Origin of the sequence: Xanthomonas euvesicatoria (assembly GCF_013112235.1) — a bacterium.
Classification (GTDB): domain Bacteria; phylum Pseudomonadota; class Gammaproteobacteria; order Xanthomonadales; family Xanthomonadaceae; genus Xanthomonas; species Xanthomonas euvesicatoria.
Genome location: NZ_JABFFS010000001.1, coordinates 540,394 through 555,802 on the forward strand (window position 1 = coordinate 540,394; position 15,409 = coordinate 555,802).

Below are 15,409 nucleotides of genomic sequence, written 5' to 3' on the forward strand. Positions count from 1 at the left end.
ATGAACAGTCGTCATCGCGTCTGAGCACCGCATCAGCGGGGGCTTCGTGTTGTAGCCGTGGTCATCCGTTCGCACGATAGCCGCTGGCTGTCGGTGCCAAGCGCGCCGCTATCAGCGTTCCAGCAGCTCGAAGCTGACGGCCTCGCCGCTCTTGGCCGACGCGCACACCCATAGATCGAACAGACCCGGCTCCGCACCGAAGATGCCCTTGTGGTTGGTGAATGCCAGCGCGTCGCGCTCCAGTGTGAACACCACCTCCTGGCTCTCGCCGGGCTGCAGCAACACCTTGCGAAATCCCTTGAGTTCGCGCACCGGGCGCACGCGGCTGGCCACGCGATCGTGCACATACAACTGCACCACTTCCTCGCCGGCGACCTTGCCGGTGTTGGTGACGCGCGTGGTAATGGTCAGTGTCTCATCCCAGCCGAGTTGCGCCGCGCTCAACTGCGGCTGCGCATACGCAAAGGTGGTGTAACTCAATCCATGTCCGAACGGATACAACGGTTCGTTTGGCATCTCGCGCCAACGCGCCTTGTACTCGGACAGGGCCGGCAATTCCGGGCGCCCGGTGCGCAGATGGTTATAGAAATACGGCTGTTGCCCGGTCACCTGCGGGAAGCTGATCGGCAGACGCGCCGACGGGTTGTAGTCGCCGAACAGCACATCGGCCACGCCGGTCCCGGTTTGCGTGCCCAGATACCAGGTCACGGCAATCGCATCGGCATCGCGCACCGCACCACTCAAGGCCAGCGCGCGGCCATTGCGCAACAACACCACCATCGGGGTACCGGTCGCTGCAATCGCTTCGGCCAGTGCCTGTTGCGCCGGCGGCAAGGTGATTTCGGTGCGCGATTGTGCCTCGCCACTGAAACGCTGCGGCTCGCCCAACGCCAGCACCACCACATCGGCCGCCTGCGCTGCATCGATCGCAGCGGAAATGCCACCCGGCAGCGCCTCTTCCAGTCCGCAACCGGCCACCACGCTCAGATCTTCAGTGCCGACCACCGCACGCACGCCCTGCTCCAGGGTCACGTAGCGTTCCTTGTCGCCGAACAAGGTCCAGCAGCCCTCGATGTTCTCGCGGTCCTGCACGAACGGGCCGATCAACGCGATGCGCTGGCCGCTCTTCTTCAGCGGCAACACGCCGCCTTCGTTTTTCAACAGCACGATCGAACGCCGCGCCGCATCGCGCGACAGCGCATCGTGCGCTGGCAGGTGCGTGGTGTCGGCTTCGCGCGCCGGGTCCAGCGAGCGATACGGATTGTCGAACAGCCCGATCGCGTCCTTCAGCTGCAGGATGCGCCGCACGCTGGCATCCAACGTGGCCATCGGCACCTCGCCGCTTTCCACCAGCGCAGGCAGATGCGCGGCATAAAAGCCGCTCTGCATGCTCAGGTCCAGGCCGGCCAGGAAGGCCTTCTTGGTCGCGTCGCGCTCATCGGCGGCATAGCCATGGGCGATCAATTCCATGTCGGCGGTGTAATCGGAAATCACCACGCCGGGGAATTGCCATTCCCCGCGCAGGATCTCGGTCAGCAACTCATGGTTGGCGCTGGCCGGCACGCCGTTGATGTCGTTGAAGGACGACATCACGGTCAACGCGCCGGCCTCGAAAGCGGCCTTGAACGGCGGCAAGTGCACATCGCGCAGCGTCTGCGGCGCGATGTCGACGGTGTTGTATTCCATGCCCGCCGCCACTGCGCCATAGGCGGCGAAATGCTTGGGCGTGGCCAGCAGGCAATCGTGGGCGGTCAGGTCGCTGCCCTGGAACCCGCGCACACGGGCAGCGGCAAAGGCGGCGCCCAGCATCACGTCTTCGCCGGCACCCTCGGCACCACGGCCCCAGCGCTGGTCGCGGGCGATGTCCACGGCCGGCGCGTAGGTCCAGTGCAGGCCGGCAGCGGTGGCCTCGATCGCGGTGGCGCGCGCGGTGCGCTCGGCCAACGCCGGCTCGAAACTGGCCGCCTCGCCCAGCGGGATCGGGAACACCGTGCGCATGCCGTGGATCACGTCGGCGGCCAGGATCACCGGGATCCCCAGGCGACTCTCTTCCACCGCGACTTTCTGGATCTGCACGCCCAGCGCGGCGCCCACCCCGTTGAACAGCGAGCCGACCCGACCCAGGCGCACCTGCTGCAGCACCTCGTCGGCATTGAGCACGTTGGCCTCGGGATTCACGTCCGGCGCGAACGGCCGCACCATGTCGGCGAACACACCCAACTGTCCGACCTTCTCTTCGACGGTCATCCGGGCAATCAGGGTTTCGATGCGATCAGCAGCCATGAGATCCTTGAGAAAACGTTTACATGGCCGTCAATTCTAGCCTGACGCACCTGCGCGCAGGCAAGTTTCGAGGGCCGGGAGTGGGATTTGGTGATTTGTAGAGGCCGGTTGCAACGCACAGTGCGCGCCAGAATGCCGCAGCGGCGCAGCCCTCTCCGCCAGGCGCCTCCAGCCCTCCCGGCTTCCGCCATGGAGTGAATGGCCGGCAGGCGGGTGCGCAGGCGGCGATCAGACCGCTCGTTCCCGTTCGATGATCACGCCCACCGCCTGCGCGCCGCGCACCGCCCCCGGCTTGCTCAGCTTCAAACGCAGCCAGTGCACGCCGAATTCGTCCAGCACGAGCGCCGCGCAGCGCTCGGCCAGCGTCTCCACCAGCCCGAAGTCCGAGGTTTGCACGAACTCGATCAAGCGCTTGCTCACCGCCTTGTAGTTCAGCGTATCGGCGATGTCGTCGCTGGCCGCCGGAATGCGGTTGTCAAAGCCCATTTCCAGATCGAACCGCAAGGTCTGCCGGATGCGCCGTTCCCAATCGTAGATGCCGATCAGCGCATCGATGTCGAGACCTTCAATAAACACTTTATCCATGGGGAATCGGGAGTCGGGAATAGGGAATGGGGAGGAGCAAAGACAACAGCGCACGTACGGACAGGATCGGCGTAAAGCTCTTCACTATTCCCGATTCCCCACTCCCGATTCCCGCGCCGCCGCCAGCGGCGGCAAGCCCGCCATATCCCACCGCGGCGTCACATGCACCGCCGCATCCGCATGCTCGCCGGCCTGCAGCCGCAGCGCGCCGGCGAAGGCGATCATCGCGCCGTTGTCGGTGCACAAGGCCGGGCGCGGGAAGCAGACCCGGCCGCCGCGGCGCTGGGCGGCCTCTTGCAGGCGCGCGCGCAAGCGCTTGTTTGCGCCCACGCCGCCGGCCACCACCAAGGTGTTGCAGCCGGCCGCATCCAGCGCGCGCAGGCACTTGATGGCCAGGGTTTCCACCACCGCGTCTTCGAAGCCACGCGCGATGTCCGCGCGGGTGGTGTCGGACTGGTCGCTGGACCGCCAGGCCAGCAGCACCTGGGTCTTGAGCCCGCTGAAACTGAAATCCAGGCCGGGCCGGTCGGTCATCGGACGCGCGAACTTATAGCGCCCCGGCGTACCGGTTTCGGCCAAGGCCGCCAGCTGCGGGCCGCCCGGGTACGGCAGGCCCATCATCTTGGCGGTCTTGTCGAAGGCTTCCCCGGCCGCGTCGTCCAGCGTCTCGCCCAGCACTTCGTAGCTGCCCAGCGCCTTCACCGACACCAATTGGGTATGCCCGCCGGAGACCAGCAAGGCCACGAACGGCGCCTGCGGCGGGTCGTCCTCCATCAACGGCGCCAGCAGGTGGCCTTCCATGTGATGCACGCCGATCGCCGGCACATCCAGTGCCCAGGCCAGCGAACGCGCCACCCCGGCACCGACCAGCAAGGCCCCGACCAGGCCCGGACCGGCGGTGTAGGCCACGCCATCGAGTTCGTCGATCCTCAACCCGGCTTCGCCCAGGGTCTGGCGGATCAGCGGCAGCAGTTTGCGCACATGGTCGCGGCTGGCCAGCTCGGGCACTACGCCGCCGTATTCGGCATGCAGCGCAATCTGGCTGTACACCGCGTGGGCGCGCAGCGCCGGCACGCCCGACAATGCGGTGTCATAGACCGCCACACCGGTCTCATCGCACGATGATTCGATCCCAAGGACTTTCACGGCAGCTCGGCATGCAGGGAGATGCCACTATTTTCGCAGCTTTTGCACTGCGCAGATCGGCCGATTCCCAGATGCTGCTCGGCCCTGCCGTGCCGGCCGCATATGGCCCGGGCGCACGCTTTATCAGTGTCGCGGCGGGAAATTCTGCCGGGGGCTTGCAGGTCGTCGGCAAGTCGTTATAATGCGCGGCTCGCCGGGGCAACCCGGAAATTCCGTCACGCGAGTCCGCTCGCACCCGCCCGGGGCTCCCGGACGGAAATCCCATTTCTGGAGAACACATGCCCAGCGTTAAAGTCCGCGAGAACGAGCCCTTCGAATTTGCGCTCCGTCGTTTCAAGCGCACCTGCGAAAAGGCCGGCGTGCTGGCCGAAACCCGCAAGCGCGAGTTCTATGAAAAGCCGACCCAGGAGCGTAAGCGTAAGGCTGCCGCTGCCGTGAAGCGTCAGCTGCGTCGTTCCTCGCGCGACGTCACCAAGCGCCAGCGCTTGTACTGATCGAACGCGGTTCCTTGCCGGTAGGTCTGCGCTGAAGGCGCGACCTGGCGTGAGCGAACCCAAGAGCCGGCACGCGCAAGCGTCGCCGGCTTTTTGTATTGGCCTGCCACAAGGCATTGCGCTGGAGACATCAGGCAGTCCGCGCCACGCGCGAGGCGCTGCAAGACATCTCTCCACGCACGCCCTGCCCCCGTTCGGCCGAGGTACCCAGCCCGCTTGGGCGCCTTGGCCACCACTCGATCCCTACACTCAGGAGTTACCGCATGTCCCTGAAGCAGCAACTCACCGATGACATGAAGGCCGCGATGAAGTCCGGCGACAAGCACAGCCTGGGCGTGATCCGGCTGATCAACGCCGCCATCAAGCAGAAGGAAGTGGACGAGCGCATCGAGATGGACGATGCCGCCGTGATCGCCGTGCTGGACAAGATGGTCAAGCAGCGCAAGGACTCGGTCACCCAGTTCCAAGCCGCCGCGCGCGACGACCTGGCGCAGATCGAGCGCGAGGAGATCGTGGTGATCGAGCGCTATCTGCCGGCCAAGATGGGCGAAGCCGAGATCGTGGCCGCCATCCGGGCCGCGATCTCCGAGACCGGGGCAAGCAGCCCGGCCGATATCGGCAAGCTGATGGGCGCACTCAAGCCCAAGCTGGCCGGTCAGGCCGACATGGGCCTGGTCTCGAGCCTGGTCAAGCAGCAGCTGGCAGGCTGATGGATCGCCGCAGCGCCCTGTGCCACGGCCAGGGCGCTGCGACCGGTGCGCAGCGCGCGCTGCGGCACTGCCTGCCGCATCACCGAGCGGCTTTTCCAGTGGAAGGCGGACCTTCCAACGAACAGTGATGGTGCAAGACGCCGCTGGAGCGCCACGGCCGTTGCACATCTGCCACGCGCAACGCATCAGGCAAGGCGCAATGCCGTCTTCAGACGCGTCTGGCCCAGCATGCGGACCAAGCGCTCTGCACAGTCTGCGCTCTCGTCATCGCGTGGACAGCCGGCAGTGCCTGGCGCGGTCTGATACAGGTAGATCGGCACCTGGCGCACATTGAATGCGCTGACAGACACACCGCGCACCTTGCTCCCGACGAGCAACAGGACTGCGCCTACCAGATGCGCCGCCTCCTGCTTTACCCACACCGCGTGCGCGCTTTCACCCGTCCTTCGATCCGGCCCTGCTAGAACGGGTGCGCCAGCGCAGGCATGGGCAAGGTCCTTCCGCATACCGACCTTGCCCTGACGTCGCCTGCGCGCCAACGGTATGCGCCAAGGATTCTCCCGCCGGTGACGACGCTTTCATCCGCCTATCTGCACAAGCATCTGAGCCGTCTGCAGCGCAGCGTGCCGATGGCGCTGCTGAACCGCTTCATCGAGATCGACGTGATGACGCAGGCAGCGTCGCTGTCGTTCTATGCGCTGCTGTCGCTGGCCCCGTTGCTGGTGCTGCTGTTGTGGCTGACCGCCTCGCTCTATCCGCCAGCGCAAGAAGCGTTGGTGCAGCAAATCGGGCAATTGGCCGGCGGCAGCGCGGCCGAAGTCGCCCAGACCATCATTCGCAATGCCACCGATCAACCTGGCGTTGGCTCGCTGGCCGGCGTGTGGAGCACGCTACTGCTGTTCATCGGCGCCACGGCGGTGTTTGCGCAGTTGCAGAACGCCTTGAACCTGATCTTTCGCACCGACAAGCAACGCCTGGACGGCTTGATGGCCTGGCTGCAGAAGCGGGTGTTCTCGTTCGGGGTGATCCTGGCGCTGGGCTTCTTGCTGATCGTGTCGATGATCGCCACCACCGCACTACAGGTGGTTTTTGCGCGCCTGCCCTCGGTCCTGCCGGCGGTCGGCTACGTGACAACGCTGGCCCTGTATTCGCTGGCGTTCGCGTTCCTGTATCGCTACCTGCCCGATCGCACCGTCGACTGGCGCCAGGCATTTTTGGGCGGCGTCATCACCGCGGTGTTGTTCGCGCTGGGCCGCTACGCCATCGGCGTGTACATCGCCACCGCCGCGCCGGGTAGCGCCTACGGTTCGATGGGGACATTGGTCATTTTGCTGGTGTGGATGTACTACGCCTCGGTGGTGTTCTTCGTCGGCGCCTTGATCACTGCGGTGATCGACGAGCGGGTGCGCTCGCATCGCAAGCTGCGCGAGGCGGGGGTGGACCCGGAGCATCCGCCGGTGATCGTGCCGCCTGCCGATGCGGCGCCTGCATCTTCAACGTCTGACTCGCACGCGCTGCCACGCGGCTGAGGACTGCTGCAAAGCCTGCCTCGCCGGCCTCGTCAGCGGGGGCGACGAAGTGCTGGCAGGCCGCTGGGATATCCTATCGGGATGGCCCGCATCCCCGACGCATTCATCGACGAACTGCTAGCACGCACCGACATCGTCGAGGTGGTGGGCGGTCGTGTGCCGCTCAAGCGTCAGGGCAAGGAATATTCGGCGCGCTGCCCGTTCCATGACGAGCGCTCGGCCTCGTTCACGGTCTCGCCGACCAAGCAGTTCTATCACTGCTTCGGCTGCGGTGCGCACGGTACCGCCATCAGTTTCCTGATGAATTACGACCGCCTCGAATTTCTCGATGCGGTCGACGAGCTGGCCAAGCGCGCCGGCATGGACATCCCGCGCGAGACCCAGCAACGCACCCCGCAACAGCAGGACGACAGCCGCGAGCTGTATTCGGCACTGGACGCGGCGACCAAGTTCTTCCAGCGCCAGCTCGAGGGCAGCGAACGCGCCCGCGACTATCTGGACGGTCGCGGCGTGGATGCCGACAACCGCGCGCGCTTCCAGATCGGTTACGCGCCCGATGGCTACAGCGCACTGAAGGACACCCTGGGCACCGATGCGCGCCGCATGAGCGTGCTCGAACGCGCCGGGCTGTTTTCCAAGAACGATCGCGGCCATGTGTACGACAAGTTCCGCGACCGGGTGATGTTCCCGATCTTCGACCGCCGCGGCCGCGTGATCGCCTTCGGCGGGCGCATCATGGGCGCGCCGGCCGATGGCCGCGACCCGGGTCCGAAGTACCTCAATTCGCCGGAAACCGCGCTGTTCCACAAGGGCCGCGAGCTGTATGGCCTGTGGCAGGTGCGCCAGGCCAATCAGAAGATCGAGCGGCTGATCGTGGTGGAGGGCTACATGGATGTGGTCTCGCTGTTCCAGTTCGGCGTGACCCAGGCGGTAGCCACGCTGGGCACCGCCACCACGCCCGAACATGCCGAGCTGCTGTTTCGCAACGCGCCGGATGTGTATTTTTGTTTCGATGGCGATAACGCCGGGCGCAAGGCCGGCTGGCGCGCACTCGAATCGGTGCTGCCGCGCATGAAGGATGGCCGCCAGGCGTTTTTCCTGTTCCTGCCCGATGGCGAGGACCCGGACACCATCGTGCGCAAGGAAGGCGCGCAGGCCTTCGATCAGCGCCTGAAGCAGGCCACGCCGCTGTCGCAGTTCTTCTTCGACGAGATGTCGCGTGAGATCAACCTGCACACGCTCGACGGCAAGGCGCGCCTGGCCGAACGTGCGCGCCCGCTGTTGGCGCAGATCCCCGAAGGTGCGTTCGGCGATCTGATGAAACAGGAACTGGCGCGCCTGACCGGGGTCGGTGCCACCGCGTCTGCGCAGCAGTCCGCACCCAGGCCACGGCCGCCCGCGCGCATGGGTGCGCCCACGCAGAAACGCAGCCTGGTGCGTGCGTCCATCGCCATCCTGCTGCAACGGCCGTCCTTGGCGATGAGCCTGGAGGGCGTGCATGATTTTTCCGGGCTGCGCCTGCCCGGGATCGACTTGTTGATGGAGTTACTGGACCTGGTGCGGCAACGCCCGGAAATCAGCACCGGCGCGCTGCTGGAGCACTTCGCCGAGCGCCAGGAGCTTGCTGCCTTGCAGAAGCTGGCGGCGCAGGAGCTTCCCGGCGACGAGCACAGTTGGACGCTTGAACTGCATGACGTCGTCGCGCAACTCGACAAGCAGTTGCTGCGTCAACGCGTGGAGGAGCTGCAGGCCAAACAGCGCGCGCAAGGGCTGGACGACACCGACAAATACGAAATGCGCGAACTGCTCAAGGCGCTCGCAGCGTTGTGATGCAGTGCTGCCTGGCCGAAGGCAGCGCAAGGCCATCGCGCACTGCCGTGCCGTTTCAGGCCTGACCGGTGACGTCGATGCCACAGCCAAGGCCTGCACGCATCGTAGAATGGCCCATACCAGGCGCAAGATCGCGCGCTACCGTTGGACCTCGATGAAGAAGCTGCTGGCGCGGTTGCGCATTGACCCCTTCACCCTCGCGCTGCTGTGCACAGTTGCACTGGCCTCGTTTCTCCCGGTCACGGGCACGGCTGCGGCGGTCATGGACGATGTCACCGACGTGGCGATCGCGGCGCTGTTCTTCCTGCACGGCGCGCGGCTGTCGCGCGAAGCGGTGAAGGCCGGCGCGTTGCACTGGCGCCTGCATCTGGTGATTCTGGGCTGCACCTTCGTGCTGTTCCCGCTATTGGGGCTGTTGTTCAAACCACTGGCGCATCTGGCACTGACGCCGGAGCTGTATGTCGGCGTGCTGTTCCTGTGCGCGTTGCCGTCCACGGTGCAGTCCTCGATCGCGTTCACCTCGATGGCGCGCGGCAATGTGCCGGCCGCAGTCTGCGCCGCTTCGCTTTCCAGCCTGCTGGGCGTGTTTTTCACCCCGTTGCTGATGGGCGCACTGGTCGGCAGTCAGGGCGCCATGGCGCATCCGGCCGAAGCGATCGGCAAGATCCTGCTGCAGTTGCTGGTGCCGTTTCTGGCCGGCCATTTCATGCGTCCGTGGATCGGCGGCTGGGTCGAACGTCACCGCGCCGTGCTGCGTTACACCGATCAAGGCACCATCCTGCTGGTGGTCTATACCGCCTTCAGTGCATCGGTGAACGAAGGGCTGTGGCAGAAGACGCCGCTGCCTGCACTGCTGGCGGTACTCGGCGCTGCAGCGTTGTTGCTGGCCATGGCGATGCTTTCGATCACCTTCATCGCCCGGCGCCTGCACTTCAGCCGCGCCGATGAAATCGCCATCGTCTTCTGCGGCTCGAAAAAGAGTTTGGCCACCGGCGTGCCGATGGCCAAGGTGATGTTTGCCGGCGGCGGGCTGGGCGCGATCGTGTTGCCGATCATGCTGTATCACCAGTTGCAGCTGATCGTCTGTGCCGTTGTGGCCGCACGGTATGCGCGCAGTGCATTGGGCCAGCCGCAAGGCGCAGCCGAGCGTCATTGACGCTGCACCGCGCCAGCACCTGCCCGCTGCGTATCGCATGACAGCAGTTCGCATCGCTGCACATCCAGGTTGTAAGCAGATGTACAACGGTGATGACGCACGCCCGCCCAGGTCCGCCAGCGGCCGCTAGAGTGCGCGATCGACCTTCTGCCGCCCCACGGTGATTTGCCATGACGCTGTCGCTGCCACGCCCTTCCCCTTCCTTGATCGCGCTGCTGGCAGTGCTGGCTGCGCTGACTGCCTGCGACAAGCCAGCACCGCCTGCGGCGCCCGCACCACCCAAGACGGCGTCCACGCCGGCACCCGTTGCCGGCATCGCCTGGCGCGAGGGCGACGTGGAAGACGCCTTTGCCGAAGCCAAGGACAGCGGCAAGCCGATCCTGTTGTATTGGGGCGCAGCCTGGTGCCCGCCCTGCAATCGCCTCAAGGCCACGCTGTTCAAGGATCCGGCCTTCATCGCGCGCACCCAGCAGTTCGTCGCCATGCACCTGGACGGCGATTCGGAGGGCGCGCAGGCCTGGGGCGAGCGTTTCGGGGTCAAGGCGTATCCCACCATCATCGTGCTGCGCCCGGACCGCAGCGAGATCACCCGGCTGGCCGGCAATGCCGACAACGCGCGCCTGGCCGAGGTGTTGCGGGTTGCGGCCAAGAGCACCAGTACCGCCCAGCAATTGCTCGACAAGGCGCTGCACACACCACAACAGCTCAGCGCGGACGATTGGGCCGTGCTCGGCAACTACGCCTGGGGCACCGACGATACGCTGGTCAAACCCGATGCCGCCGCCGACGTGCTCACCCGGCTCTCCACCTCGGCGCCACAGCCGGCACTGCAACGCAGCTTCGCCCTGGCCGCCATCAGTGCCGCCAGACACCCACCGGCTGCCAGCAGCGCCAACCGCACGCTGTTGGAAGCGGTGTTGGCCGACCCGGCAGAAGTGCGCGCCAATCTCGGCACGCTGAACTATGTGCCGGCACGCCTGGTCACCGCCGCCAGCAACGAGGCCGACGTGCGCAGCACGCTCTCCAACGCATTGAATCAGGCCTTGGACAAGGTCTACGCCGATCCTTCATTGCCGATTTCCGACCGGCTTGGCACCGCATACGCGCGCATCCAGCTGGCACGCCTGGCACAAGGCCAGCCCACCGAAACCGAAGCCGAAGGCCCGCAACCACCGTTGCCCAAAGACGTGGTGGAGGTGGTGCACCAGCGCGTGCAGTGGGCCACCGACACCGCCAAGACCGACGAGGAGCGGCAATCCACCATCAGCATGGCTGCCGCGTTGCTGAGCGAGGCGGGCGATCGCAGCGCGGCAGAGCAATTGCTGCTGGCCGAGTTGTCGCGCAGCAAGACGCCGTACTACTACATGCCCGAATTGGCGGATCTGGCCGAACAACGCGGCGACAAGAAGACCGCCCTGTTGTGGCTCAAACGGGCCTACGACAGCGCGCAAGGTCCCGCCACACGCGTGCAGTGGGGCGTGATGTACGTGGATGGGCTCATCCGGCTCAGCCCCGATGACACCGTCGGCATCGAGGGCGCCGCCACCCAGGTGATCGGCGAGTTGGCCGGTCAACCGGATGGTTACCGGCAACGGACCCGTCAGCGCTTCGCCACCCTCGGCACCGCATTGAAGACCTGGAGCAAGCAGCATCGCCGCGAAGGCAGTGCAGTGCTGGCGCGTCTGCAGCAGAAAATGCAGTCCAGCTGCGACAGCAAAACTCCCAGCGAGTGCGCCAGTTGGCTGAGTTGAGTCGACACAGTGCCGTGTGCCGGCAACGCATGATGATCAGAGCGTGGCAAGCCGCAAACCGCGGCGTCTGCTGACATGGACGCCGCTGGTGACCTCGACGCGGCGCACGCGGCACGCATCCGGCACCTTTCGCCACACGCGGCAGGCGCTGCAGGCGTGATCCATCCATCCGCCTGATTGCCACGCAAGTCATCGGGCAGAGCTACCGCATTGCCGCTCGTCTCGCTGCGGCGACTAGCGCACCCACGGCAGCAGCAGATGGTCGACCATCAGGAAGGCGAACAACGCCATCAGGTACACGATGGAGTACCCGAACATCTTCATTGAAAACAGTTCGTCCGGCGGGTTCAGCATGCGCCACGCGTACCAGAGGAACACCGCATTGAGCACGATCGCACCGCCCAGATAGAACACCCCGCTCATGCCCACCGCCACCGGCGCCAAGGTCACGATCGCCAGCAATACGGTGTACACCAGGATCTGCTTGCGCGTATGCGGCACGCCATGGGTCACCGGCAACATCGGGATCGCGGCCTTGGCGTAATCGGCACGGCGGAAGATCGCCAGCGCCCAGAAATGCGGCGGCGTCCAGATGAAGATGATCAGCACCAGCAGCGAGGCATTGATCCAGTCGGCGCTGGTCGGCAGCCCGGTCACCGCGGCCCAGCCCAGCATCGGCGGGGTGGCGCCGGCCAGGCCGCCAATCACGATGTTCTGCGAGGTCGCACGCTTCAGGTACACGGTGTAAATCACCGCGTACCCGATCAGCGAGGCGAAGGTCAGCACCGCGGTGATGACATTCACCCACACCACCAGAATGGTCATGGAGATCACGATCAGCGCGCCGGCGAACACCAGCACCTGCCAGGGCCGCACCTTGCCCACCACCAGCGGGCGCCATGAGGTGCGCGCCATCTGTGCGTCGATCTTGGCGTCGAGCAGTTGGTTGATCGCTGCCGCCGCTGAAGCCGCCAGCCAGATACCCAGGAAGCCCAGCGCGCCGGTGCGTACCTGCAGCCAGGTCGGCATGTCGGGAATGGCCAGGAACATGCCCACCAACGCGGTGAACACGATCAGTGCCACCACCTTGGGTTTGGTCAGATCCCAATAATCGCGTGCGCTGACAGCCATGCTCACTCCGGCGCGCGCAGCCGCGCCAGCAGCGAGACCAGCACGAACAGCAACGCCACCGCCCCGCCGTTATGCATGACCGAGACCTCCAGCGGCAGCGCCAGCTTCACGTTGAGCATGCCCAGGCTCACCTGCACGGCCACCAGCAGCGCCAATGCGCCGGCCCACACCCGCATGCCCGGCGAGCGCGACAAGCGCCAGGCCAGCCACCACAAGTACAGCGCGGTCGCAATTGCCCATAGCCGATGCGCCATCTGGATCGCGATACGCGCCGCACCGTCCAGCACGCCACCTTCGTAATCCACTCCGATGCCGCGCCACAGCGTGAAACCTTCACGGAAATCGTGCGGCGGCCACCACTGGCTGACACAGCGCGGGAAGTTGTCGGCCGACCAGCTGCCGCCGCCACACGCCAGCGCGGCGTAGTTGGCGCTGACCCAGCCACCAAGCGCGATCTGCAGGCCCAGCACCGCCACTCCCAGGCGCAGCAGCCACTTCAAGCGCGATGCATCGGCCAGGGTGATCGGCAAATGCGTCGCGCGCCAGGCCATCCACACCAGCAGCGAGAACATCAGCATGCCGCCCAGCAGGTGTCCCATCACCACGATCGGCTTGAGCAGCAACGTCACCGTCCACATGCCCAGCAACGCCTGGAAGATCACCACCGCCAGCGTCAGCACCGCTGCACGCGCCAGATCGATGTTGCTCCAGCGCAATGCCGCCAGCAGCAGGATGGCCTCGCCGGCGATCGCCACGCCGAAGGCCATGGCGTGCCAGCCGGACATATAGAGCGGGATCGACAACGCCACTAGCACCGCGGCCGACACCACCTGGGCAATGCCCATGCGACGGCGACGCACCGCCAGTAACGACAGCACCAGCACTTCCACGCCCAACGCACCGGCCAGGAAGCGGTGGACCTGTTCGCGCCAGGCCTTGTGCGATTCCAGCGGGCGGATCTTGCTGGCCACGTGCGTGTTGGCTTCGTCGCTGGTCTGCGGCCAGGTCACGCGGCCGTAGCAGGTCGGCCAGTCCGGGCAGCTCATGCCGGCATCGGACAAACGGACGAACGACCCGAACAGGATCGTGCTCGCAGTGAACAACGCGGCCAGCCAGGCCATGCGATGGAAGTGACGGAACAACGCCGGTGGCGCAAACAGGTTCATCGAAACGGGCTCACATCAGTTTCAGCAGCTTGACCAGATCCGACCGCAGGCCGGCCGGGTCGAAACCCGGGGCATACCGCAGGATCACAAAGCCATTGGGGTCGATCACATACACCGGCACGCCGGCCGCATCGGTGCCGCGCGGCAATGCCTGGCGCAGGCGGGTATCGTCGCGCAGCACGCGCAATGCAGGCATCGGCGGCAGCCCGGCCGGCGGTGGGCCGATCCACAGCACCTCCACCTTGTCGGCGCGGTGCCCGAGCAACTGCCACACCTTGTCCAGTTCCGCGGCCAACGCCACGCACTGCTGCGTGCAATCGGCCGGCGGCGCCACTGCAATGCGCCAGATGCGCTCGCTCGGGGCCCATGCATACGGTTGCCCGTTCGCACGGACCGGCACCAGCGCCCGCAGATCCGCGGGCGGCTTCAGCAGCTCGCCGTGATTGCGCATCGACGCCGGCTGCCATCCGGAGAAGCGCAGCACGCCGGCCAGCAACATCGAGCCGAAGAACAGCACCGCCAGGGCAATCAGCATCCTGCGGCCGCGTTTGACCGAATGCGGCGTGGCCGATGTGGAGGAGGTCATGCCGGCGATTTTCTCATGCCGCAGGCGTCAGTGCCCGCGGTCGCGGCGGCGCGCACGCCATGTCAGCAGCATTGCGGTCGCCAGGACCGCGACGGCCAACCCGAACCATTGCACCGCGTAACCCAAGTGCCGCGCGGGTGGTAGCGTGTTTGGCAGCATGTCCAGATCGCGCGCGTAGCCAACCGGCAGTGCAGGGTCCAGGCGCAGGACCTGCGACGAAATGTCGCGCCTGCCCAGCGTGCTGCGTAAGGCCTGCAGATCCAGTCGTGTGGCCAGCCAGGTCTGCGCCGCAGCCCCCGGCGCCAGCGCCGGTCCGATCGCCAGCCCCGCCGACGGCGGAGCGCTCAAGAGCCCCTGCACGGTCTGCACGCCTTTCAGCGCAACGATGCCGGGCAACTGCCGATCGGCCGGTAATGGCAGCCAGCCCAGATCCACCAGCACGTCTGTCGATCCACCTTCGGGCACTGCCAGTTGATACACGCGCACACCGGCACGCCCGTCATGCAGCTGATTGTCCAGCAAGACCAGTTGCGGCAAAAAACGCACTTGCCCACGTACCCATGCCAACTCATTCTGCGTCGCCAGCGCCGGTGCCAAGGGCAGCGTGGTGTCGCGCACATGTGCGGCACGGTCCAGCAAGGCTTGCTTGCTCTGCATGCGCTGCAACTGCCAATGCCCAAGCGCCGCGAAACCCGCGCTCACCAGCAGCGCCAGACACCAGCCAAACACCGCCGTGTGCTTGCGCGTCATGACAAGCGACGCAAAAAGGCGTGCAATGCCATCACCACGCCGACTGCACCCGGGGCTGTTGTGAACGATTCGCTCAAGACGCTGCTGATTGTCGCCTTCCTGATCGTGATCCTATGGAACCTGGGCGCCGGCCTCTACTACCTGCTGACCGACCGTGGCCAGACCAAGCGCACCGTCAACGCCCTGACCTGGCGCATCGGTCTATCGGTGGCATTGATCGCCATCGTGATCCTCGGCATCTACACCGGCTGGATCAAGCCACATGGGCTTGGCCGCTGAGGAGCCGGGATTG

The 15,409-nt window shown here is 65.9% G+C and carries 15 protein-coding genes; 7 read left to right on the forward strand and 8 right to left on the reverse strand.

Features of this window, described 5'->3' with window-relative positions; all coding sequences use genetic code 11:
- Positions 1 to 111 precede the first annotated feature (111 nt).
- From HLH45_RS02345 to tsaD, 3 genes are all read right to left on the reverse strand, one after another.
- Positions 112 to 2,283: a glycoside hydrolase family 3 N-terminal domain-containing protein gene (locus HLH45_RS02345; RefSeq protein ID WP_008577425.1), complete on the reverse strand. Its 2,172-nt coding sequence runs from the start codon at positions 2,281 to 2,283 to the stop codon at positions 112 to 114.
- 228 nt (positions 2,284 to 2,511) lie between these two features.
- Entirely contained in the window at positions 2,512 to 2,868 is a 357-nt protein-coding gene (gene folB / locus HLH45_RS02350) for a dihydroneopterin aldolase (RefSeq protein ID WP_008577426.1), read from the reverse strand.
- Between the two features lie 84 nt (positions 2,869 to 2,952).
- On the reverse strand, positions 2,953 to 4,014 hold the full coding sequence (gene tsaD / locus HLH45_RS02355; RefSeq protein WP_031425137.1) for a tRNA (adenosine(37)-N6)-threonylcarbamoyltransferase complex transferase subunit TsaD: 1,062 nt from the start codon (positions 4,012 to 4,014) through the stop codon (positions 2,953 to 2,955).
- A gap of 278 nt (positions 4,015 to 4,292) precedes the next feature.
- Here tsaD and rpsU point away from each other — a divergent pair, with 278 nt between their 5' ends.
- Entirely contained in the window at positions 4,293 to 4,508 is a 216-nt protein-coding gene (rpsU, locus tag HLH45_RS02360) for a 30S ribosomal protein S21 (protein WP_002808376.1), read from the forward strand.
- Positions 4,509 to 4,771: 263 nt separating this feature from the next.
- Positions 4,772 to 5,218, forward strand: coding sequence for a GatB/YqeY domain-containing protein (locus HLH45_RS02365; protein WP_008577431.1), 447 nt, complete (start codon positions 4,772 to 4,774; stop codon positions 5,216 to 5,218).
- A 185-nt stretch (positions 5,219 to 5,403) separates the two neighbouring features.
- Here HLH45_RS02365 and HLH45_RS02370 read toward each other — a convergent pair whose 3' ends face one another.
- Positions 5,404 to 5,568: a hypothetical protein gene (locus HLH45_RS02370; protein WP_155004274.1), complete on the reverse strand. Its 165-nt coding sequence runs from the start codon at positions 5,566 to 5,568 to the stop codon at positions 5,404 to 5,406.
- A 216-nt stretch (positions 5,569 to 5,784) separates the two neighbouring features.
- Between HLH45_RS02370 and HLH45_RS02375 the strand changes: the two genes are divergently transcribed.
- The 4 genes from HLH45_RS02375 to HLH45_RS02390 all read left to right on the forward strand — a co-directional run bounded on the left by HLH45_RS02375 (position 5,785) and on the right by HLH45_RS02390 (position 11,484).
- Positions 5,785 to 6,747: a YihY/virulence factor BrkB family protein gene (locus HLH45_RS02375; protein WP_033479312.1), complete on the forward strand. Its 963-nt coding sequence runs from the start codon at positions 5,785 to 5,787 to the stop codon at positions 6,745 to 6,747.
- A gap of 81 nt (positions 6,748 to 6,828) precedes the next feature.
- A complete protein-coding gene (dnaG, locus tag HLH45_RS02380; RefSeq protein ID WP_008577436.1) occupies positions 6,829 to 8,577 on the forward strand; it encodes a DNA primase in 1,749 nt (582 codons plus the stop codon).
- A 109-nt stretch (positions 8,578 to 8,686) separates the two neighbouring features.
- On the forward strand, positions 8,687 to 9,733 hold the full coding sequence (locus HLH45_RS02385; protein ID WP_008577438.1) for a bile acid:sodium symporter family protein: 1,047 nt from the start codon (positions 8,687 to 8,689) through the stop codon (positions 9,731 to 9,733).
- Between the two features lie 170 nt (positions 9,734 to 9,903).
- Complete coding sequence (locus tag HLH45_RS02390) at positions 9,904 to 11,484, forward strand: thioredoxin family protein (protein ID WP_008577440.1); 1,581 nt, start codon at positions 9,904 to 9,906, stop codon at positions 11,482 to 11,484.
- Positions 11,485 to 11,718: 234 nt separating this feature from the next.
- Here HLH45_RS02390 and cyoE read toward each other — a convergent pair whose 3' ends face one another.
- From cyoE to HLH45_RS02410, 4 genes are read right to left on the reverse strand one after another with little or no spacing between them, the layout of a single operon-like run.
- Positions 11,719 to 12,615 carry a heme o synthase gene (gene cyoE, locus HLH45_RS02395; RefSeq protein ID WP_011348837.1) on the reverse strand — a complete coding sequence of 299 codons (897 nt, stop codon included), beginning with the start codon at positions 12,613 to 12,615 and terminating at the stop codon, positions 11,719 to 11,721.
- A gap of 2 nt (positions 12,616 to 12,617) precedes the next feature.
- On the reverse strand, positions 12,618 to 13,781 hold the full coding sequence (locus tag HLH45_RS02400; protein WP_008577446.1) for a COX15/CtaA family protein: 1,164 nt from the start codon (positions 13,779 to 13,781) through the stop codon (positions 12,618 to 12,620).
- Between the two features lie 10 nt (positions 13,782 to 13,791).
- Positions 13,792 to 14,367, reverse strand: coding sequence for a redox-active disulfide-containing membrane protein (locus HLH45_RS02405; RefSeq protein ID WP_008577447.1), 576 nt, complete (start codon positions 14,365 to 14,367; stop codon positions 13,792 to 13,794).
- Positions 14,368 to 14,394: 27 nt separating this feature from the next.
- The gene (locus HLH45_RS02410) at positions 14,395 to 15,117 is read right to left on the reverse strand and encodes an SURF1 family protein (RefSeq protein WP_008577449.1); all 723 of its coding nucleotides are present in this window, start codon (positions 15,115 to 15,117) and stop codon (positions 14,395 to 14,397) included.
- A gap of 60 nt (positions 15,118 to 15,177) precedes the next feature.
- On the opposite strand from HLH45_RS02410, the gene HLH45_RS02415 reads away from it, so the two are divergent.
- A complete protein-coding gene (locus tag HLH45_RS02415) occupies positions 15,178 to 15,396 on the forward strand; it encodes a twin transmembrane helix small protein (protein ID WP_003484642.1) in 219 nt (72 codons plus the stop codon).
- Positions 15,397 to 15,409: the final 13 nt, after the last annotated feature.